The 19,808-nt window shown below is 38.7% G+C and carries 21 protein-coding genes; 8 read left to right on the top strand and 13 right to left on the bottom strand.

Annotated elements, in window-relative coordinates; translation table 11 throughout:
- Positions 1-16 precede the first annotated feature (16 nt).
- A complete protein-coding gene (pheS, locus tag PVK62_RS02700; protein ID WP_045102137.1) occupies positions 17-1,000 on the bottom strand; it encodes a phenylalanine--tRNA ligase subunit alpha in 984 nt (327 codons plus the stop codon).
- A 317-nt stretch (positions 1,001-1,317) separates the two neighbouring features.
- On the opposite strand from pheS, the gene PVK62_RS02705 reads away from it, so the two are divergent.
- Positions 1,318-3,480 carry a TonB-dependent hemoglobin/transferrin/lactoferrin family receptor gene (locus tag PVK62_RS02705; RefSeq protein WP_274444951.1) on the top strand — a complete coding sequence of 721 codons (2,163 nt, stop codon included), beginning with the start codon at positions 1,318-1,320 and terminating at the stop codon, positions 3,478-3,480.
- Positions 3,481-3,663: 183 nt separating this feature from the next.
- Here the strand turns inward: PVK62_RS02705 and hutZ are convergent, their stop codons facing one another.
- From hutZ to hutW, 3 genes are read right to left on the bottom strand one after another with little or no spacing between them, the layout of a single operon-like run.
- Complete coding sequence (gene hutZ, locus PVK62_RS02710) at positions 3,664-4,191, bottom strand: heme utilization protein HutZ (RefSeq protein ID WP_274444950.1); 528 nt, start codon at positions 4,189-4,191, stop codon at positions 3,664-3,666.
- A gap of 33 nt (positions 4,192-4,224) precedes the next feature.
- Entirely contained in the window at positions 4,225-4,716 is a 492-nt protein-coding gene (hutX, locus tag PVK62_RS02715; RefSeq protein WP_274444949.1) for a heme utilization cystosolic carrier protein HutX, read from the bottom strand.
- Positions 4,717-4,750: 34 nt separating this feature from the next.
- Complete coding sequence (gene hutW / locus PVK62_RS02720) at positions 4,751-6,109, bottom strand: heme anaerobic degradation radical SAM methyltransferase ChuW/HutW (protein WP_274444947.1); 1,359 nt, start codon at positions 6,107-6,109, stop codon at positions 4,751-4,753.
- 155 nt (positions 6,110-6,264) lie between these two features.
- On the opposite strand from hutW, the gene PVK62_RS02725 reads away from it, so the two are divergent.
- Genes PVK62_RS02725 through PVK62_RS02750 form a run of 6 tightly spaced genes read left to right on the top strand, consistent with a single transcriptional unit; the run spans position 6,265 to position 10,770 of the window.
- The gene (locus PVK62_RS02725) at positions 6,265-6,978 is read left to right on the top strand and encodes an energy transducer TonB (protein ID WP_274444946.1); all 714 of its coding nucleotides are present in this window, start codon (positions 6,265-6,267) and stop codon (positions 6,976-6,978) included.
- A 21-nt stretch (positions 6,979-6,999) separates the two neighbouring features.
- Positions 7,000-7,683, top strand: coding sequence for a MotA/TolQ/ExbB proton channel family protein (locus PVK62_RS02730; RefSeq protein ID WP_274444945.1), 684 nt, complete (start codon positions 7,000-7,002; stop codon positions 7,681-7,683).
- Positions 7,680-8,099: an ExbD/TolR family protein gene (locus tag PVK62_RS02735; RefSeq protein ID WP_274444944.1), complete on the top strand. Its 420-nt coding sequence runs from the start codon at positions 7,680-7,682 to the stop codon at positions 8,097-8,099. Before PVK62_RS02730 ends, PVK62_RS02735 begins: the two co-directional genes overlap by 4 nt.
- Positions 8,096-8,944: a heme/hemin ABC transporter substrate-binding protein gene (locus PVK62_RS02740; protein WP_274444943.1), complete on the top strand. Its 849-nt coding sequence runs from the start codon at positions 8,096-8,098 to the stop codon at positions 8,942-8,944. The genes PVK62_RS02735 and PVK62_RS02740 overlap by 4 nt, the downstream gene beginning before the upstream one ends.
- Before the next feature lie 9 nt (positions 8,945-8,953).
- On the top strand, positions 8,954-9,991 hold the full coding sequence (locus tag PVK62_RS02745; RefSeq protein WP_274444942.1) for a FecCD family ABC transporter permease: 1,038 nt from the start codon (positions 8,954-8,956) through the stop codon (positions 9,989-9,991).
- Complete coding sequence (locus PVK62_RS02750) at positions 9,991-10,770, top strand: heme ABC transporter ATP-binding protein (RefSeq protein WP_274444940.1); 780 nt, start codon at positions 9,991-9,993, stop codon at positions 10,768-10,770. Before PVK62_RS02745 ends, PVK62_RS02750 begins: the two co-directional genes overlap by 1 nt.
- 86 nt (positions 10,771-10,856) lie before the next feature.
- On the opposite strand, the gene rplT is transcribed toward PVK62_RS02750, so the two are convergent.
- From rplT to PVK62_RS02795, 9 genes are all read right to left on the bottom strand, one after another.
- The gene (gene rplT, locus PVK62_RS02755; RefSeq protein WP_122034940.1) at positions 10,857-11,210 is read right to left on the bottom strand and encodes a 50S ribosomal protein L20; all 354 of its coding nucleotides are present in this window, start codon (positions 11,208-11,210) and stop codon (positions 10,857-10,859) included.
- Between the two features lie 39 nt (positions 11,211-11,249).
- Complete coding sequence (rpmI, locus tag PVK62_RS02760) at positions 11,250-11,444, bottom strand: 50S ribosomal protein L35 (RefSeq protein ID WP_005419080.1); 195 nt, start codon at positions 11,442-11,444, stop codon at positions 11,250-11,252.
- 107 nt (positions 11,445-11,551) lie between these two features.
- Positions 11,552-12,103 (bottom strand): translation initiation factor IF-3, encoded by a 552-nt coding sequence (infC, locus tag PVK62_RS02765; RefSeq protein WP_274444962.1) that lies wholly within the window; start codon positions 12,101-12,103, stop codon positions 11,552-11,554.
- A 3-nt stretch (positions 12,104-12,106) separates the two neighbouring features.
- On the bottom strand, positions 12,107-14,035 hold the full coding sequence (thrS, locus tag PVK62_RS02770) for a threonine--tRNA ligase (RefSeq protein WP_274444937.1): 1,929 nt from the start codon (positions 14,033-14,035) through the stop codon (positions 12,107-12,109).
- A gap of 224 nt (positions 14,036-14,259) precedes the next feature.
- Positions 14,260-15,006 (bottom strand): sporulation protein, encoded by a 747-nt coding sequence (locus PVK62_RS02775; protein WP_274444936.1) that lies wholly within the window; start codon positions 15,004-15,006, stop codon positions 14,260-14,262.
- 25 nt (positions 15,007-15,031) lie between these two features.
- Positions 15,032-16,114 (bottom strand): site-2 protease family protein, encoded by a 1,083-nt coding sequence (locus PVK62_RS02780; RefSeq protein WP_274444933.1) that lies wholly within the window; start codon positions 16,112-16,114, stop codon positions 15,032-15,034.
- Positions 16,115-16,131: 17 nt separating this feature from the next.
- The gene (gene yqfB, locus PVK62_RS02785; RefSeq protein WP_274444931.1) at positions 16,132-16,449 is read right to left on the bottom strand and encodes a N(4)-acetylcytidine aminohydrolase; all 318 of its coding nucleotides are present in this window, start codon (positions 16,447-16,449) and stop codon (positions 16,132-16,134) included.
- 72 nt (positions 16,450-16,521) lie between these two features.
- Positions 16,522-17,874 (bottom strand): molecular chaperone, encoded by a 1,353-nt coding sequence (gene yegD, locus PVK62_RS02790; RefSeq protein ID WP_274444930.1) that lies wholly within the window; start codon positions 17,872-17,874, stop codon positions 16,522-16,524.
- 61 nt (positions 17,875-17,935) lie between these two features.
- Complete coding sequence (locus PVK62_RS02795; RefSeq protein WP_274444929.1) at positions 17,936-18,484, bottom strand: phosphatase PAP2 family protein; 549 nt, start codon at positions 18,482-18,484, stop codon at positions 17,936-17,938.
- Between the two features lie 222 nt (positions 18,485-18,706).
- Here PVK62_RS02795 and PVK62_RS02800 point away from each other — a divergent pair, with 222 nt between their 5' ends.
- Positions 18,707-19,414: a DUF3581 domain-containing protein gene (locus PVK62_RS02800; protein ID WP_274444928.1), complete on the top strand. Its 708-nt coding sequence runs from the start codon at positions 18,707-18,709 to the stop codon at positions 19,412-19,414.
- Positions 19,415-19,808: the final 394 nt, after the last annotated feature.

Below are 19,808 nucleotides of genomic sequence, written 5' to 3' on the forward strand. Positions count from 1 at the left end.
AATTTCTAGCCCCGAATTACTTGAATTGTTTAAGGAAACGAAGGTCGTTCTCGAAGAACGCACGAAGGTCATTTACGCCGTAACGAAGCATAGTTAGACGCTCAACACCCATACCAAACGCAAAGCCTGAGTATTTTTCAGGGTCGATGCCAACAGAGCGAAGTACATTAGGGTGAACCATGCCACAACCTAATACTTCTAACCATTTGCCATCTTTACGCTTCACATCAACTTCAGCTGAAGGTTCTGTGAATGGGAAGAATGAAGGACGGAAACGCACTTCAACTTCTTCTTCAAAGAAATTACAAAGGAAATCGTGAAGAATACCTTTAAGTTGTGCAAAGTTAACGTTCTCATCAACTAACATACCTTCCACTTGGTGGAACATTGGTGTGTGAGTTTGATCGTAATCGTTACGGTAAACACGGCCCGGAGCGATGAAACGGAATGGTGGTTTGCCATTTTCCATTGTACGGATCTGAACACCTGATGTATGCGTACGTAGCATTAGATCAGGGTTAAAGAAGAACGTATCGTGGTCAGTACGCGCTGGGTGATCGTCTGCAATGTTTAGCGCATCGAAGTTATGGAATGCATCTTCGATTTCAGGACCAGATTCAGTGCTGAAACCTAATTCACCAAAGAATTGCTCAATACGCTCAACGGTACGAGTAACTGGGTGTAAACCACCGTTCTCGATACGACGGCCTGGAAGGCTTACATCGATAGTTTCAGCAGCAAGTTTCGCTTCAAGCTCTGCAGTTTGAAGTGAATCTTTTCGTTCAACTAATAGCGTTTGAACCGCTTGCTTTGCTTTATTGATCAGTTGACCTGCTTCACGACGCTCTGAAGGATCTAGTTTACCTAGTCCTTGAAGCTGAAGTGTCAAATGCCCTTTTTTACCTAAGTATTGAACACGGACTTCGTCCAGAGCGACTAAAGAGCCTGCTTGTTCAATTTCTGCCGTTGCATTGGCAATGATCTCGTCTAGATGTTGCATCGTTTCCTCATCCACTTATAGGTGGTATCCGTTGCGAGTAAAATACATATCAGCACATAGTAATAAATCACAGCGCTAAATCCAAACTGAATTGGATAAAATAGCTGATCTAATAGAAAAAAGTACTTTTCTTAGCCAAATGCCTATAGAACGCCTATCAATTCCCCTCTTTTTACATGGCTATCATTTTTATTTTATTCAATTGTTCACGTCATAGAACAAAAAAACAAAAGATCAAATGAAAATGATAGTAATTATCATTCGCAGTATGTATTATCTTTCCGGATTATGAGACTACACACTTTCAAGGAATTAACATGTCTAATAAAAAAACGCTTTTAGCTGCGTCTATTTTAGTTGCTATCTCGCCTATCCTTCATGCAAAAACCTCTTCTAATGAGAATGCGACAATGTTCGATGAGGTTGTTGTATCGGCAACCCGAACAGAACAAACAGTAGAAAAAACAGCTTCATCTGTCACTGTAATATCAGATAAACAAATTGAAAAAAACATGGCAAAAGATATTGATGATATCTTCAATTATACACCTGGAGTAACAATGAATTCGAGTACCCGACAAGGAGCTCAAACCATAAATATTCGGGGAATGGAAGGAAAGCGAGTAAAGATTTTAGTCGATGGTTCATCTCAACCTGGTTCATTTGATGGTGGACCATACAGTTTCATTAATTCAAGTGGTATTACAATCGATCCTGATATGATTAAGAGCGTTGAAATCATAAAAGGCGCGGCATCAAGTTTACATGGAAGTGATGCTATCGGAGGCGTTGTTGCCTTCGAAACAAAAGACCCTAAAGATTTCTTAAAAGATGGGGCTGATATTGGCGGGCAAGTAAAATTAACCTACTCTTCTGAAGATAACTCATTTAGTGAAAATGTAGCTCTAGCTAATCGCTTTGGTAATTTAGAAACATTAGTCGCTTATACTCGCCGTGATGGTGAAGAGTTACAAAACTTTTCAGACATTAATAACCCTAGAAACTATGCTATTGAAAACCAAGATACAACTGCCGATAATTTATTAGTAAAACTACAATATCAGATCAATGACGACCATCGTATCGAGTTGTTAGCAGAACTAATCCAAGATACAACAGATTCAAAAATACACCACTCTTCATACCCAACGTTCACTGGTGAAGATGAAACAAAACAAAATCGATTTGCAATTAAACATATTTGGTTTACAGAATCGGCGATTGCTGATTCAATCACTAGCAAAATATCATACATTAAAAAAGATGAGAATGGCGTAACTAAACGCTTTAAGCCTGCTGGCCCAGGGATGCCACCGTGGGTTCCTGCAAACAATGATAATCATCAAACGAAAGATTACGTCTATAGCGAAAATAAAGTTGAATTTGAAACGCAATTAGATAAAGAACTGAATAATCATTATTTGGTTTATGGTATCACCTACGCCACTAGTGATATCAGCAATACCAATCTGGAATTTAATTCAGATCCTGCCACACCTAATAAAGTATATGTTTACACTCCAGATGCTAAAGAGCAAAAATTTGGAATCTTTTTGCAAGATGAAATTTCACTTGCTAATGATAGACTACTCCTTACACCCGGCATTCGCTTTGATCATTTTTCAACAGATCCTGGCGATAATACCGGAGAAAATTTAGAGCCATTTTCTGATTCAGCAATCACTGGCCGCCTAGGTACTACATATTCTATTACAGACTCTAATATTATTTTTGGACAGATCAGCCAAGGCTTTAGAGCCCCTTCTTTTGATGAACTTTATTATACTTATGATAACCCTGGTCATGGTTATGTAAACGACCCAAATCCCGACTTAAAATCAGAAACCAGCATTTCATATGAAATTGGTTATCGACATAATATCGCTTCAAGCTCTTCTGAGATCGCTTTATATTACAGCGATTATGATAACTTCATTGAACAGGTCATAACTAAAAAAGTAGGTCGTACAACCCATTATTCATATATAAATAAAAGTTCTGCCACAATAAAAGGGATCGAATTATCAAATAGACTTTTGTGGAATGAATTAGTTAATGCTCCAGATGGCTTATCGACTCGAGCTGTGGCTTCTTACACTGAAGGGGAAGATAGTAACGGCTATGCACTTAATAGCATTAATCCATGGAACGCAGTACTATCATTAAACTTTGATGACCCAAATGAGGTTTGGGGAACCAGCTTAAAAGTCAATTATACTGCTAAGAAATCTTATAATGATATTAATACAGATAGTTCAAATGGTGGTGATGCTTCACAAGTAGAGTTGCCTAGTGCAACCATTATAGATTTAACCGCTTATTATAAACCAATTAAAGCATTAACTCTTCGCGCTGGTATTTTTAATGTTGCCAATAAAGAATATTATCGTTGGAATGATGTCCGTGGAGAAGACGCACTTTATAAAGATAGTTCCCAGGCAGAAAGAAATTATTCAGTCTCAGCAAAATATGAATTTTAGTTAAATTAAAAAAGCGGCAATAGCGCCGCTTTTTTATTGCTGAACCTTATGTTCTACACTGATTAAAGTCAGTCTCGATGCTAAATGGTTAAATTACCTTATTCTATCCTGCAACAGATTGGCATAAAAAAAGCTCAATTACTTGAGCTTTAAATTTATTGATGATGTGTAGCAAGTAATTAATTATGCTGTTCTTTTCTTATGCCCTTGTTCTAAATGAACAAAATCGACAAGATCATCGCCACTCACTTGAAACGCTTGACCAAACCCTTTTACGAATAATCCTTGAATTGGTTTTAATCGGAACATTTTAAAATCTTCTAATGAGCTCAAGCCATCGATAATATCGCCAAAACGGTGTTTCATTTCATCAACGGCTAATTGCCAATTTTCTTCTTCTCTATCAATTAGAATAGCGGTTGCATCGAACGTCAGTCTTTTACGCGCAAATAGTTGCTTTGATGAATCTTCATCTTCTACGAGCATTAATGATACGTCAGGATTTTGCAGAAGATTTCTTGCATGGCGTGCAATTTCTGAGATCAATATATAGTAACCATCTTCTAATAAAACAAAGGGCGCATAGCTTACGTTTGGTTTCCCCTCACAATCCACGGTTGCTAATTGAAGCGTTTTACGTGAATCACGAAACTCTTGGATTTCTGGGCCTAAGCGATGTTGTAATCTTTCCTGTTTAACATTTGAATTCATTTTTCTTTCCTTTTAAATTTTGAACTAATTTTTCTATTTATATTCTTGTTTTAACATATTAAAAGCACTGACTTGTTCTGGGATTAATTGACGTTTTTTATCTCGCCCTAAATAGATCTTAAATACAGAATGTCCATCTTGATCAAAGAATCCAAAATAGTGACTTTCAGATCCTCTAAATGGTTTACTGACTAATGCTATATCTGTAATTAAATCTAATTTTAAGTGTCCGTGTAACTCACCATTTCGCCCCATTAAATTATAATAACCATGAGCAAGCTTACCTTTTGGGAATGGTGCTTTTACTTCAAAGATAGAGCCAAAAGAATGCACTATCGTTGTGACATCACCAAAGTCAACCAGCCCCTCTAGAATATCCTGTGCTTTATTTCCAGCAACCAAAGTAACCATGTCTCGTGGTAATGATTTCACGACCTCTGCTTCTGATAGATTCAATTCTTCCGCTATGTCTTTTGGTAATAGCTCTGGGGCATTTTCTAGTAACTTAATAACGTCTTTATTCATGATTAATACTCTATTTTGATGATGATTTTTATAATTATGCTGCTTTTTTATTCGCTTGAGATAATACAGAAATTACCCCCTGAGCTAATGTTACTGCCCAAAACTCCCCAGCTAATGTCAAACTTAAATAATGATCATCTACTGTTACTAAGCCATTCTTTTGCCAATGTTTAAATAGTGGCATAAGGTAATCAAATATATCGTGAGAGGTATGTTGTAATAATTGACGACGAGATAACACTCCACGATCAAAGCCTGCTTTTATCATAGAAAATAAGCCTGCTGAATCTGTCGATTGCGTCATCATTGCTATTGGCATTTGATTAGCTTTAATCGATTCAATATATGACGTTAATGTTCGATGTTGCATAATACCCACCCCACCAAGATTACCGCCTGCACCACAACCTACAGGCAAGACTTCAGCGGTGGTTTTAGCCAAACTGTTGTAGATACTTCTTTCACGATTACTGCGTGCCCAGTGATTAACGCTCAAACGATTAAGATGATGTTTGTTCATAAACTCCACACCATATTTATACATATACGCTTTTTCTTCGGTTGAAGCAGGTTGTGGCAGTTTTCCTTTATCAATCATGCCTTTCATGGGTGTTCCTCCCATTTCAATCAACTGATAAAGATCAACACCATGTGCATTTGTCTCTAAAAAATCATTAAGGTCTTGCTGCCAAATCTCTGCTGTTTGATAAGGAAGGCCATAAAGTAAATCAACCACAATAGGCGCTTGCTCTGAGTCGCTTAACTCTTGTATACGGCGTAATACATACTCTTTATCATCCAGCCTCTTGGCTGAGCGTCTTACTTTTGTATTAAAGCTTTGTACTCCAAATGAGAAACGGTTAAAGCCACCTTCTAATGACTTATCAAACATCTCTTCATCAAAACGGTTAATTCGCCCTTCTAAGGTAATTTCACAATCTGGTGTTAAGGGAAATTGAGAGCGAATAGCTTTGCCCAATTGTTCAATTTGATCTGCAGTAAGATCCGTTGGCGTTCCACCACCAATATATACCGCGTGAAATGGAGCAACCTGTGTCCAAGGCAATTGCGCTTTCCATTTCAGCTCAACTAATAAAGCATCAAAATAATCTTGAACTAACTGTTTACTTGAAGCGTGTTGAAAGAAATTGCAATAAGTACATCGCACACGACAAAAAGGAATATGGACATATAAACAACGATGCTTATTGATCTCGGTTGTTTCAGTAGATACGGAAGTAAAGCACTCATTAAATAAATCCGACGAGATAGGCATTGCGCCTCCCCCTGCATGAGCTGACGCTTTTCTTTGAAAAGCATACAGCAATGGTTCTGGTGTGCTTTCACCAACAAGTGAAATAGGCAGCTGATTTAAGTCAATTTCTGTTCTCATGATTTCAATTCTTTTTAACTCGTTACTTCAAAGAGTTTTGCTTCTTTTTATATCATAAAGTATTTTTAAATGAGAATGCAATTGATAATTGATCTCATTCTTATTTTGTTTATACTGTTGTCATCTTAAAAGTACTGAATTAAATGGAGACATTCGTGCTGAACTTTCGTTACCTCGCGGCAGCTGGTATTTCATTAGCTATTCATACCGCGCTTATCTGGTCTGTTCCTGAAAAAAAAGCCTTTGCTATGCCAACAGGTAGTACTTCATCACAAGTCAACATCCAGTTTGTCACACCAAGTGCTCCTACTCCTCAATCAGTACAAAAGAAAAAAAATGAGGTAACAAAACCTAAAGAACAACCAAAACAGCAAGCCACAGTTGAAAAGACAGTTCAAAAACCAGTGGTGAAAAAGAAAATGGTAAAAAAACCAACCGTTTCAGAACCAATTGCCCCCCCAAAAAATATTCTTAAAGAAAAAGCAGAAACCAAAACGATTACGAATGCGATTAAGAAAAAAGACAAGCCTGTAAAAAAAGAGTCAACCGCAAAACCTGTCGCCTCTAAATCAGGTGCAACAGAAAAGCCACAATTGGTCCAAAAACCGAGTTTTTTAACACGTCCTAATGCACCACGTTACCCTCGCATGGCGCAGCGTAAAGGTATTGAGGGTACTGCATTATATGAGATCTGGCTAAATGAAAGTGGCAAACAAATTAAACAAGAGTTAATCACCTCATCAGGTGCGCAAGTCCTTGATGAAGCAGCCCTTAGTGCAATTCGTGATTGGCAATTTTCACCTCAAATGATCAATGGTCAAGCGATTGCACACCGTGTGCAGATCCCTGTCCGATTTTCACTTAATTAATCAGTTATACCGGATCTAACTATGCTTAATTTTTCACACTTATATTCACAACTTGGCATTATGGCTTTCCCCCTAATAGCTTGTTCATTACTCACTCTGGCATTATTGCTAGAGCGAACCATTCAACTTTTACTTTTTTCTGGCTGCTCTCATAAAAAAATACAGTCGACATTAAGTGAATTAGAAAAAGACGATGCTCAAGGAATTCAATCATTGATTAAAGAGTTAAAAAAACGTCGAGCCCTGTCAGCAAAAGGCAATGCCATGCTACTTGCTCATCGTGATTTTGAAAAAGGGTTACGCGAAGATGTGGCAGGATTATGGCTTCAAGAAAAGCGCCATCAATTACGCTCTGGACTCCGCCTTTTAGCTCTTATTGGCATGATAAGCCCATTATTAGGATTATTAGGTACCGTTCTTGGTCTAATTGATATGTTTAAAGATGTCGCCGCAACAACGGGGTCTATTACACCCAATATTCTGGCTGATGGGCTGGGGCTTGCGATGCGAACGACAGCGATTGGTTTAATCATTGCTTTGCCTGCAATTGCAAGCTCACAGCTTCTAGGCTTATGGGCAGATCGTATATTGTCACGCTTAGAGCATTCATTAAATTACACTAATTTATGGATTGAGGGGGTATTTAGCTCAAGTGATTCAATGAGTGAGAACATCCAACCTAAAATCATCAAGGTGAATGCATGATTAGATCACCCACCCAAAATACGGAAGAATCCATTCAGCCTGATCTGACCCCTTTACTCGATATTATTTTCATCGTAATGGTCTTTTTATTACTAACCGCTACGGTAAAACTTCAATCTTTAGAAGTGAGCTTACCGACAGCGGATACCGAATCGATAAGTGAAGTAGACAGTAAGTCTTTTACCATCAATATATTAGAACAACCACCCTATTGGGGGTTGGATGGCCACTCTTATTCAAGCTGGCCTTCTTTTACACACGCATTATTACAAAAAGTAAAAAGCAAGCCAGAGTTTCAAGTGGTTATTGCCTCTGATAAAACCGCTGAAATTCAACACATGGTTAAATTATTAGCCTTTTTACAAGATAACAATATTAAAGCAACTCAAATTTTAATGGACGAAAATAAATCATGATTAATTCAAAACTTACCTCTTCTTTTCTTGCTATTGCATTACTTTCATTCTCATCCATTAGTACGGCACAAGATCGTATTATTAGTGCAGGAAGTGCCGTAACGGAGCTAATTTACGCACTAGGTGCAGAAGATGCTCTTATTGCCGTTGATGTCACGAGCAAAATGCCGCAAACACAGTCCTTACCTAAAATTGGGTATCACCGTCAGTTATCAACAGAAGGCTTACTGGCTTTACAACCAACACAAATCATTGGTTCCGATGAAATGGGACCACAAAGTACATTAGATTTACTTTCTCAATCGAATGTAAAAGTGAATATAGTGAACACTACGCCGACGGTTCAAGGATTATTAGATCGCATTGATGAAATAGCCTTTCTTACGCAACATCAACCGCAAGCAGAAAACATCAAGGATCAAGTAAATAAGAAAGTCGCCTTGCTAAATAGTAATATTCCAGATAAAGCGAAACAGAAAAAAGTCATTTACCTTTTATTGCATGAAGGCAGAGCACCTTATGTGGCAGGTAGTGGTACGACAATGGATGAATTAATCCATTTAGCAGGGGCAAGTAATCCCGCGAGTTCATCTATATCATCATTTAAACCCATGTCAATGGAAGCCATGATCTCAATGCAACCTGACGTTGTTTTAGTCAGTAACCGTAGTATCAAGACGTTAAAAGGTATTGATAATATTATCGAATCCATTCCAACCTTAGCCTCTACTCCTGCAGGTACTAATAAACAAATTATTGGGATTGATGGTTCTGCGTTAGTTGGTGGTCTTGGACTGGCGACACTTGATGAAGCCGCTCGTTTAAATGCCCTTCTTTATCCTTAAGTGATTATTATGTTATTAAAATATCTCTCTTATTCAAAATTACTGTGGTTAAGTGTCTTTTCTCTATTTATTATCGCCATCAGCTCCATTGCGACAGGGCCAATGAACATTACGCTAAGTGATAGTTTTCATAGCCTTATGCCTTGGTCAAGCGCTGAAATTCCGGCGCACATTAACTTAATCATTCACCAAGTTCGCTTACCAAGAACCATCCTTAGTATGCTTGTTGGTGCCATCTTGGCAATTTCAGGTGTTGTCATGCAGGGTTTATTTCGAAACCCTCTTGCTGAACCTGGAATTATTGGGGTATCTGCGGGGGCCGCTCTTGGTGCAGCAATGGCTATCGTATTATTTTCATCCGTTGCTCAGCAATTTCCTATTATTATGAGTTTTGCAGCCATACCTATCTTTGCCTTTTTTGGGGGGGCAATTACAACTTTGATTGTCTACCGATTAGGCACAAGTAAGTTCGGCACCTCTATTACGGTTATGTTGTTAGCAGGTGTAGCCATTAGTGCATTATCGGGGGCTGGTATTGGTTATTTAAATTTCATTGCAGATGATCAAATGTTGCGTGATCTTTCTTTATGGTCAATGGGATCATTAGCGGGCGCAAAATGGTCAGACTTATTGTTGGCGGTTATTGGACTTGTTGTACTTCTGTCTCTATTTATGAAAAATGCACCCGGATTAAACGCCCTGTTATTAGGTGAAGCAGAAGCTAAGCACTTAGGGATAAATGTTCAATCATTGAAAAAGCGTATGATCATTTTAAGTGCGGTCGGCGTGGGAATAACTGTCAGCTTATCTGGCATGATTGGCTTTATTGGCCTGATTATCCCTCACCTTGGACGCATGATCGCTGGTCCTAATCATAAAACGTTACTGCCTCTCTCGGCGCTTCTAGGTGGTCTATTACTAACTTGTGCAGATATGTTTGCCCGTGTTGCTGTTAGCCCGGCAGAACTTCCCGTTGGTATTGTGACTGCCATTATTGGTGCGCCTTTCTTTTTATATCTACTTTTTACTCAAAGAGGAAAGATCTGATGCGCCGTAATTCTGTAGCTATTTCAGCAAAAAATATCTCTTATCAATTAAATAATAAAATCATTTTAGACGATATAAATTTAGATCTTCATTGTGGGGAGGTGACAACACTACTTGGCCCTAATGGTGCGGGAAAAAGTACCCTACTTAAGATATTGTGTGATGAAATTGAATCTAACAATGAGATCCGCTATTTCAATAAGAGAAAAGAAGAATGGAATAAATCATTATTAGCGCAACAATTAGGTATTCTGCCTCAGCAAAGTAGTCTCTCTTTTGCCTTTAGTGTGAGTGAAGTGGTAGAGCTTGGCGGTTTACCTTTAGATCTTCCAAATAAAACATTAGCACCGCTTACGCAATCTATGATGCAAAAAACAGGGATCAACCATCTAGCTGAAAGATTATACCCTTCTCTCTCTGGTGGTGAAAAACAGCGTGTACATTTGGCTCGCGTACTAACGCAAGTAAGTCAGTATAAACAAAAAATTGTCATGCTTGATGAACCGACCTCTGCATTGGATCTTTCCCATCAGCATAATACCTTACGTTTAGCTCGAGAATTAGCTGCGGAAGGAGCTGCTGTTATAGTGGTATTACATGATTTAAATTTAGCGGCTCAATATTCAGACAGAGTGATCGTGTTGAAAGATGGAAAACTGCAAGTAGATGGGAAGCCTTGGCAGGCGATAACTGCAAAAATGATTGAAGATGTTTATGGACATAAAACGTTAATACAAATACACCCAATGTATGACTTTCCTGTGGTGCATGCGGCTTAGAATATCTATTCTTCAAATTACAGACATAAAAAAAGGAGAGCTAGTGCTCTCCTTATTTAGTCTTAAAGCCTTTGAAACTGTTCTAATTAAAGAGCAGCTTTCGCTTTAGCAACAAGAGCAGCGAATGCCGCTTTGTCGAATACAGCGATGTCAGCTAGGATCTTACGATCGATTTCAATAGATGCTTTCTTAAGACCGTTAATGAAACGGCTGTAAGACATCTCGTTTTGACGAGCTGCAGCATTGATACGAGCGATCCAAAGTTGACGGAAAACACGCTTTTTGTTGCGACGGTCACGGTAAGCATATTGACCTGCTTTAGTAACTGCCTGGAAAGCTACACGGTAAACACGTGAACGTGCTCCGTAGTAACCTTTAGCTTGTTTTAGAACTTTCTTATGACGTGCACGAGCTTGTACACCACGTTTTACGCGAGGCATTATGTCTCTCCTAAACTAAAATTAAATAAATACTAAAAATTATGCGTATGGAAGCATACGTGCAACTGCTGCTACTTCACATTTTGGAAGTAGAGAGTTTGGACGAAGCTGACGCTTGTTTTTAGTAGTACGTTTAGTCAGGATGTGACGTTTCGTAGCGTGCTTAAATTTGATACCACCAGCAGTTTTCTTAAAACGCTTAGAAGCACCTTTGTTTGATTTCATCTTAGGCATGATGAATATAACTCCGCATTGTTGCGTGATTAAACATATAGTAATTAGGCGAATAAAACAGGATAACTGCGAGCAGCTACCCCACTTTATTACTTGAATGCACTAAATTACTTCTTCTTAGGGGCCAACACCATAATCATCTGGCGACCTTCAATTCTCGTTGGGAAAGATTCAACTAGAGCAAACTCTTCAGTATCCGCTTTCAAACGATTAAGAACGTCAACACCGATGTTTTGGTGAGCCATTTCGCGGCCACGGAAGCGAATTGTTACCTTCACTTTGTTGCCGTCTTCAAGGAAACCAGTCAGGTTGCGTAGTTTTACCTGATAGTCTCCAATATCTGTTCCAGGTCTAAATTTAATTTCTTTAGTCTGAACCTGTTTTTGTTTTTTCTTCTGTTCTTTAGCAGCCTTAGCCTTTTCGAAGAGGAATTTGCCATAGTCCATCACACGACAAACTGGTGGCTCGGCATTCGGGCTGATTTCAACTAGATCGACACCTGCTGCAAGTGCAACGTCTAACGCTTCATTTAGTGAAACGACACCAACTGACTCGCCATCTAGACCTGTAAGGCGCACTTCTTTAACGCCAATAATTTCACCGTTTAGACGATGAGCATTTTGTTTAGCCGGCTGTTGGGCTCTTTTTCCGCCTTTAATACCTTATTCCTCCACAGTATTGAGCGTTCGGGCACTAACTTCTTGCTGCAGGAATGCAACAAAATCATCAATTTTAAATTTACCCAAATCTTTACCTTTACGAGTACGTACTGCAATTTCTCCGGCTTCCATTTCTTGGTCACCACAAACAAGCATATACGGAACTCGTTTCAAAGTATGTTCCCTGATTTTAAAGCCAATCTTCTCATTTCTCAAGTCCGCTTTGACTCTAAATCCATTTTTTTGCAGTTTTTTTGCAATTTCTTGTACATAATCAGCTTGTTTGTCTGTAATGCCCATTACAATTGCTTGTTCTGGCGCCAACCATGTTGGGAAAAAGCCTGCGTAGTCTTCAATTAAGATACCGATGAAACGCTCAAGAGAACCTAAAATCGCGCGGTGAATCATCACTGGTGTGTGACGTTCGTTATCTTCACCTACGTAAGTTGCCCCTAAACGCTCTGGTAATGCAAAATCGAGCTGTACTGTACCACATTGCCACGCACGGTCCAGACAATCATGTAAAGTAAATTCAATTTTCGGTCCGTAGAATGCGCCCTCACCCTCTTGAATCTCATAAGCGATATTCATCGACTCTAGAGCAAGGATTAAATCGGCTTCTGCTTTATCCCACATTTCATCAGAACCCACACGTTGTTCAGGACGTGTAGATAGTTTAACTACGATGTTTTCAAAACCGAATGTCGTGTATGTATCATAAACCATTTCGATACAAGACTTAACTTCAGCTTGTACTTGAGCTTCTGTACAGAATACGTGTGCATCATCCTGAGTAAAGCCACGAACACGCATGATGCCGTGTAGAGCACCTGATGGCTCATTACGGTGACATGAACCAAACTCAGCCATACGTAATGGCAGATCACGGTATGATTTCAGACCTTGGTTAAAGATTTGAACATGACCAGGACAGTTCATAGGCTTGATAGCGTATTCACGGTTCTCTGAGCTTGTTGTGAACATCGCCTCTGCGTATTTATCCCAGTGGCCAGAACGCTCCCAAAGTACACGGTCCATCATTAATGGGCCTTTAACTTCTTGGTAATCGTATTCTGTTAGTTTTTCACGTACAAATACTTCTAGCTCACGGAAGATAGTCCAACCGTTATGATGCCAGAAAACCATACCTGGCGCTTCTTGTTGCATATGGAACAGATCAAGGTGCTTACCAATTTTACGGTGGTCACGCTTTGCTGCTTCTTCTAGGCGGATTAGGTGTGCTTTAAGCAGTTTCTTATCTTGGAATGCAGTGCCGTAGATACGTTGAAGCATTTTGTTGTCGCTATTACCACGCCAGTACGCACCAGCAACGCTCAGAATTTTAAAATTCTGGCAGAAGCTCATGTTTGGAACGTGAGGACCACGACACATGTCGATGTATTCTTCATGGTGGTATAAACCTGGACGATCGTCTTTAGAAACGTTTTCATCAAGGATTTCAATTTTGTAAGTTTCGCCACGAGCATCAAATGCATCGCGAGCTTCTTGCCAGCTTACGTTCTTCTTGATTACTTGATATTTGGTTTTAGCAAGGTCTTTCATACGCTTTTCAATCTTATCAAGATCTTCTTGCGTTAAAGAATGCTCCATATCGATATCGTAGTAGAAACCGTTATCGATAGTAGGACCAATCGCCATTTTAGCTTCAGGGAAAAGCTGCTTAACTGCGTGACCTAAAAGGTGCGCACAAGAGTGACGAATGATTTCTAAACCGTCTTCATCTTTTGCTGTGATGATTTCAAGTTGTGCGTCATTTTCAATTAAATCACACGCATCAACACGAACACCATCAACACGACCAGCGATACAAGCTTTCGCAAGACCTGGACCGATGTCAGCAGCAACATCCATAGTAGAAACAGCATTATCGAATTGACGTTGAGAACCGTCTGGAAGAGTAATTACAGGCATGTTTTATCCTTTACAGTGGTGTTGCATACGAAGCAACACATGCTAAAAATTAATAAGTCTAAATAATAGATTGTTTATATAATGTAAGGATCAATCAACCACACAAAGGTCGGGAACACTTACAAGTCGGTCATTGTACGACTCTTAATCAGCTAATGCAAAAAAGAATCGAGATCACAAAAATGATGTCGATTCTTTTAAGATATTTAAAATAAAAACGTTAGCTATACACGTAATATCTTTTGCACTGCATTATGAATCTCTGCACTTGACGCATTTGTATTTAGTGAAAAAGACACATATTGGTCACCACGATTAAAGCCCATAGAACGATCGACTTCAGCTAAACAATGAAGTACTTGCCCATCAAGAATAAACGACAGTTCTATCTCTTTTTTATTCATGAATCCATTACTTCTAAATTCAATCTCTTGGTAACCACCTGAATGAGATTTAAAGTGACCACCGTTAAGGTAGCCCTGCTCTACATCCGCTTTCACCATGCTAAAGCCTGCTTGCTCTATTTGATGAATGATAGTTGCAGCAACCGTCATTGGTTTAACAATCAGTAAATCACGATCCGTTGGGTCAATTGCAAAATCAATATCTAATACGGTCTCAACCCAAACATCACAGTGATTATTACGTACATTCAATGCTGTGATCGGCGTTTCATCAGGCAACTTAATTGTGAATCGCATCTTCTGCTTCTCCCCTGCTTGGATCACAAAAGGGTTCACCGCTTGAGTATGAAACAGGGTCAATGTTTGATAACTAGTACCGTTATCATTTTCTACTTTAACTTCTGTATTGAGTTTTAGGTGGATGGCATCAATCTTCTGTTCAACATCTCCACCTTGAATATGAACCGTCCCTATTAGGGTGTCACCTTGAAATAACTCTGGATTTTCTAAAATGGTATCTACCTTTGCGGCACCTATACCTAATGAGGCTTTTAATTTTTTAAACATACCTTTGTCCTTGTAAATTTTTAGACTACGTTCCTAAAATCTGCATTGGTAGTTGTAACAATGCATCACCACTACTTGCGAAATACCAAATAATCGCGATAAGTGAACTTACTAATCCTACATACCATGCTGCTGATACAATCTGTCCATACTTATCTAATGGTAATAAATGACTATGATGACGAGCGCGCCACTCAAATACGATTTCAAGACTTCCCATAATAAGTAAGAAACCAAAAAGTGCGAGTCCTAATTGGTAACTCAATATGACACCAGCGATGGCAGCCAACGCACACAAAGTAATACCTAACTTACTGTTCATTGAAAAGCTAATACTCTTCAAAACATGACCGCCATCTAAAGGGAGTATTGGCAGTAAGTTAAATAGGTTTAAGAAAGCATTAAATACCGCAAGACCTGCAAAGAACATCTCGCCGGTAACCCAATAAACAACCATTAATATTAATGAGAGGATTAAGCCAAAGAATGGGCCCATGATCGAGATAACAACATCTTGCCAACGGGTATTTATTTTCTCATCACTAAGCGCTAAACCACCAAGGAACGGAATTAAGTAAATACCTTTAGTTTTCATGCCAAAGTACTTCATTGCGCGAATATGCCCGTACTCATGAAAGACAAGACAAGCAATAAGTGATAATGCAAACTCAATAGAAAAAAGCCATGAATAGGCAGCAATACTGGCGGAAGCTAAGGCGACTTTAATTAACTTTGCACTTTTTAGCGCTTTCATGCCTAACGAGACAAGACCAATTAAACTAAATTTTCGCTCTGCTTTAATTGGGGTATGCGGGACTTGCTGTTCAATATCTTTAGTATTACGAGAGCCTTCAGTAATTAATTCACCATCAACAGTCGCGCGATATTCGATTAAGAATGGCTGCCATGTCACTTTTGCTTCTAAGCGGCAAGTTAGTACTGTTTCGCCTTGATTAAGCTGAAACTCATGCAAGTAGTTATCTTGATGATCAGCAGAAGCCGCTTGTTGAGCAACTAAGGTATTACTCCAGTATACTTGTTGCCAACCAGCCATTGAGCCTTCTAAACGCAATGGTTGCCCTAAAAAGTCGATAGATAATAATTCCATTACTTACCTTTACTCTCTTATACTAAATGGTACGAAATAACGTACAGTTGGCCTTTATTTGGGTAGATCTCTTCTATGATATTTTTAAGCTCTTCTAGCGTCATGTTTTCTTGCTCAGCATGATATTGGTTAAGATCATCAAAACTAATTGGATCAACAGCATCAATTGCTAAGCGACAAAAACGACGGTTATCTTCATAAGTGCTCACTTCAACTTCTGTTCCTACCACGTAATCTTTTTCAGATTCGTCACGGATAGTAATGACTTTTTTGCTTGATAAAATATCTGATTCAAAACGTTCAAAGAATGTCATCGTTGTTGGTGCTGCTTTCATTGTGTTTTCCTAATGTAATTCGAGCTGCGACAATGCAGCTCGAAAATTAATTATTGATAATAATACGGTTCATTAACCAAAGCAGTAATTAGCCCAATGAGCTAAACCGGCAGTTACTGATCCAAAGTAATTACCACCTACAATTTCAATGTCTGGTAATTGTTGTTTCAATGCAGCTTGTAAAATTGGTGAACGAGCAGAACCACCAGTAACATAAATAATATCTGGTGTTTTACCTGCTTGCTGAATGGCTTCTTTTACTAGCTTGTTAATGTTTTCTTGTGGTTTGGCTATCGCCTCTACCAAATCTGACTGAGTGATTGATAGCGATAAACCTTCATCTAAATAACTTAAGTCTACCGCATGCTCTAAATGCTCTGACAGTGCGATTTTTGTTTGTTCAGCATCACGCAGTAATTTATAACTTAACTTCTCATCGTACAATTTAATTAAACGAGCTAGCTTTTCAGGCTCTTGAGTGTCGTTCATCATTTGTAAAAGATGCTTACGGTTACCAAAACCAAAGAACTCCAATTGAGCTACAATGTTATTAACTGCTATTGGATTCCAAAATTGTGTCATTGGTAACTCAAGGCCTTTATGCGTGCGGCTTTGAGATCCTAATAATGGCATTAATTGACGATGCGCTAAATGAATATCTAAGTCATTACCACCAATTCGTGAACCACTGTGAGATAAGATCCCTTTGGTGCGGTCATGATAATCACGCCATGATGGTCCCATTTGGATCATTGAACAGTCTGTTGTACCACCACCGATATCAACGATTAATACCGTTTTATCTTCGTTCAGTGTTTGTTCGTAATCTAGACCTGCCGCAACAGGTTCAAATTGAAACTCAATATTTTTAAAACCGACACGGATAGCTGCGCGAGTTAAGATTGAAATCGCCTGTGTATTGGCGTCATCACTTGCTGCACCTTGAAAGTTAACAGGACGGCCAATCACGGTCGATGTAATATCTTGTTGTAGCTCTTGCTCTGCATTATTTTTGATGTTTTTCATCATTGCAGTAACAAGATCTTCAAATAAGCTTACCTGAACATCACGTAGACCTGAAACGCCTAAGAAAGACTTTGGTGACTTTACATAATAAACATCTTCAGGATCTTCAATATAGGTATTTAATGCAGCTTGACCAAATGTCATTGATTCAGCATCGACATCGATATCTTCTTCGCGGTTAAAAGAAATTGCAGTATGCAACAAACGCTCATTGATATCTGTACTTGGTTGAACACCCCAAATGCGGTAAAGATATTCAGAAACGGCTTCTCTTGTAGGCGCACATAATGCAGAAGGAATAAAGGTACTATCCCCTTCTAGCTTTAATAGCTTCGCTTGATTATCCAGAATAGTCGCCACTGAGCAGTTAGCGGTTCCGTAGTCAAATCCAATAAACATGTTGTACACCTAGCTTCGATAAAAGGGAGCTGATTCTACTCGCTTGTTACGCCTTTGCCAATCAAAATGAGAAAGATGCTGCAATTCCTACCTGATCTTGATTGATTACAGGGGCAATCATTACTTGATTTGAGTCTATATACTTGTCAGTCACTAAATATTGAATCGTGGTTGCCAATACAGCTCCAGCAATAACATCTCGCCAATAGTGATGTTCATTCTCTACTCGTGAATAACCAACTAACCCTGCGCCAATATAAGCAGGAAGACCATATTCCCAACCGTAGCGGAATTGCAAATAAGAAGCCCCTTGAAACGCAGAAGACGAATGCCCTGAGGGAAAACTTAAATCATTCTCCCCATTTGGTCGCTCTTCTCTTACTGTATACTTTAATACTTGTGTTGCAGCGAGCGTATAAGTTGCCCCTTTAGCAAACATCCAAAAACCATCATAGTCTTCTTTATATAGTGCTATTGACCCTGCAACAATTGGGATCCCAAACGCACCAATGTCTGCTGCAAGATCACCAGATTGCCTCTCCTCTGCTTGCACACAATAACTTGATGCTAACAATGAACAAGTAACCCCTACAGATATTAACGTTCTCATTCTTTACCTTAATTATTAATCACAGATGTAATCTCAATGTATATAAATATTTTACATGTAATTATATCGAGGAAATCGTGAAGTTATTGTCAATTTTTCACCATTTCAAACCGTTTAAATCGCTGTTTTTACGTTTATTATGACTGGATAGACCATTTAACGATGAGAGATTGGTTATACTGAGCCTGTTATTTCATTATCTAGGTTTTTACCAAATATATTATGCAGTTAAATCACTATTTTTCACAAACAGATAATTCATTTGAATTTACCCGTCAACAAGCAAGTGACTTTGCAAAAAAAGTGGCTGGTGATTTCAACCCTATACATGATGTAGATTCAAAACGTTTTTGTGTTCCAGGTGATTTATTGTTTGCTGTTTTACTGTCTAAAACAGGCATTAGTAACAAAATGCATTTTGATTTTGCTGGTATGGTTGCTGGCGATACCGCTTTGCACATAAACCATACAGCCGAAGGGGAGTATTCTTTATCTGACGATAATGATAAACAATATCTTCATGTTAAACGTAGTGGCGAAAAGAATTTAGAACCTGGATTTATTGAACAGGTAGTGAAGCAATATGTTCAGTTCTCAGCGATGAACTTTCCTCACATTATGGTGCCATTGATGGAAGAAAAGCAGTTAATGATCAACTGCCAACGTCCTTTAGTTATTTATCAAAGCATGGTTCTTGAATTCACTCGCTTAGATATTATCGCACCTAAGGTTGAATTCACTGGCGCGACGATGGACATCGAAGGAAAGCGTGGCCTTGTTAAATTAAACTTTAAATTCACTGAAAATGGTGAAGAAGTGGGTCACGGCACTAAACGTATGATCGCTACAGGTTTGAAGGCTTACGAACAAGCAGCCATTGATGATCTTGTTGACCGTTTTACTGCATTGAAAGAAAACTATTCCGCCTAAGCTATATAATTAAATTCTTTGATACTTAGCACTAAATTATTTTTAATTTGGTGCTTTTTTATATAAAAAATTTATATTTTATTACTCACCACATCACAATTTTACTGCATGATAGCTTGTAATTAAGACCAGCTTATTGGATACTATTTTGTAAACATCACGATTATTAAGGCTATGACCTTAATAACACAACTAAGTTGGCTATAATGAAAATTTCTACTAATCAAATAACATCCAGTTACCTCCCCCCAGTGGAAAACTCTTTTTCAAAAACAGAAGGTACATCCCATCATCAAGATAACCACTATACATGCTGTGAGTGTTTTGCCGCTTGGTATGGATCTGCTCGTTGTATTTCATGTGGAAAACAAAAGTTTGTAGTCACGGCAAGCTT

The sequence above is a fragment of the Aliivibrio sp. S3MY1 genome (assembly GCF_028765575.1).
Lineage (GTDB): Bacteria > Pseudomonadota > Gammaproteobacteria > Enterobacterales > Vibrionaceae > Aliivibrio.

What these genes read in the sequence shown, in the direction of transcription:
- pheS (WP_045102137.1), bottom strand. Translation starts at nt 1,000, where the DNA reads ATGCAACATCTAGACGAGATCATTGCCAATGCAACGGCAGAAATTGAA.
- PVK62_RS02705 (WP_274444951.1), top strand. Translation starts at nt 1,318, where the DNA reads ATGTCTAATAAAAAAACGCTTTTAGCTGCGTCTATTTTAGTTGCTATC.
- hutZ (WP_274444950.1), bottom strand. Translation starts at nt 4,191, where the DNA reads ATGAATTCAAATGTTAAACAGGAAAGATTACAACATCGCTTAGGCCCA.
- hutX (WP_274444949.1), bottom strand. Translation starts at nt 4,716, where the DNA reads ATGAATAAAGACGTTATTAAGTTACTAGAAAATGCCCCAGAGCTATTA.
- hutW (WP_274444947.1), bottom strand. Translation starts at nt 6,109, where the DNA reads ATGAGAACAGAAATTGACTTAAATCAGCTGCCTATTTCACTTGTTGGT.
- PVK62_RS02730 (WP_274444945.1), top strand. Translation starts at nt 7,000, where the DNA reads ATGCTTAATTTTTCACACTTATATTCACAACTTGGCATTATGGCTTTC.
- PVK62_RS02735 (WP_274444944.1), top strand. Translation starts at nt 7,680, where the DNA reads ATGATTAGATCACCCACCCAAAATACGGAAGAATCCATTCAGCCTGAT.
- PVK62_RS02740 (WP_274444943.1), top strand. Translation starts at nt 8,096, where the DNA reads ATGATTAATTCAAAACTTACCTCTTCTTTTCTTGCTATTGCATTACTT.
- PVK62_RS02745 (WP_274444942.1), top strand. Translation starts at nt 8,954, where the DNA reads ATGTTATTAAAATATCTCTCTTATTCAAAATTACTGTGGTTAAGTGTC.
- PVK62_RS02750 (WP_274444940.1), top strand. Translation starts at nt 9,991, where the DNA reads ATGCGCCGTAATTCTGTAGCTATTTCAGCAAAAAATATCTCTTATCAA.
- rplT (WP_122034940.1), bottom strand. Translation starts at nt 11,210, where the DNA reads ATGCCTCGCGTAAAACGTGGTGTACAAGCTCGTGCACGTCATAAGAAA.
- rpmI (WP_005419080.1), bottom strand. Translation starts at nt 11,444, where the DNA reads ATGCCTAAGATGAAATCAAACAAAGGTGCTTCTAAGCGTTTTAAGAAA.
- thrS (WP_274444937.1), bottom strand. Translation starts at nt 14,035, where the DNA reads ATGCCTGTAATTACTCTTCCAGACGGTTCTCAACGTCAATTCGATAAT.
- PVK62_RS02775 (WP_274444936.1), bottom strand. Translation starts at nt 15,006, where the DNA reads ATGTTTAAAAAATTAAAAGCCTCATTAGGTATAGGTGCCGCAAAGGTA.
- PVK62_RS02780 (WP_274444933.1), bottom strand. Translation starts at nt 16,114, where the DNA reads ATGGAATTATTATCTATCGACTTTTTAGGGCAACCATTGCGTTTAGAA.
- yqfB (WP_274444931.1), bottom strand. Translation starts at nt 16,449, where the DNA reads ATGAAAGCAGCACCAACAACGATGACATTCTTTGAACGTTTTGAATCA.
- yegD (WP_274444930.1), bottom strand. Translation starts at nt 17,874, where the DNA reads ATGTTTATTGGATTTGACTACGGAACCGCTAACTGCTCAGTGGCGACT.
- PVK62_RS02795 (WP_274444929.1), bottom strand. Translation starts at nt 18,484, where the DNA reads ATGAGAACGTTAATATCTGTAGGGGTTACTTGTTCATTGTTAGCATCA.
- PVK62_RS02800 (WP_274444928.1), top strand. Translation starts at nt 18,707, where the DNA reads ATGCAGTTAAATCACTATTTTTCACAAACAGATAATTCATTTGAATTT.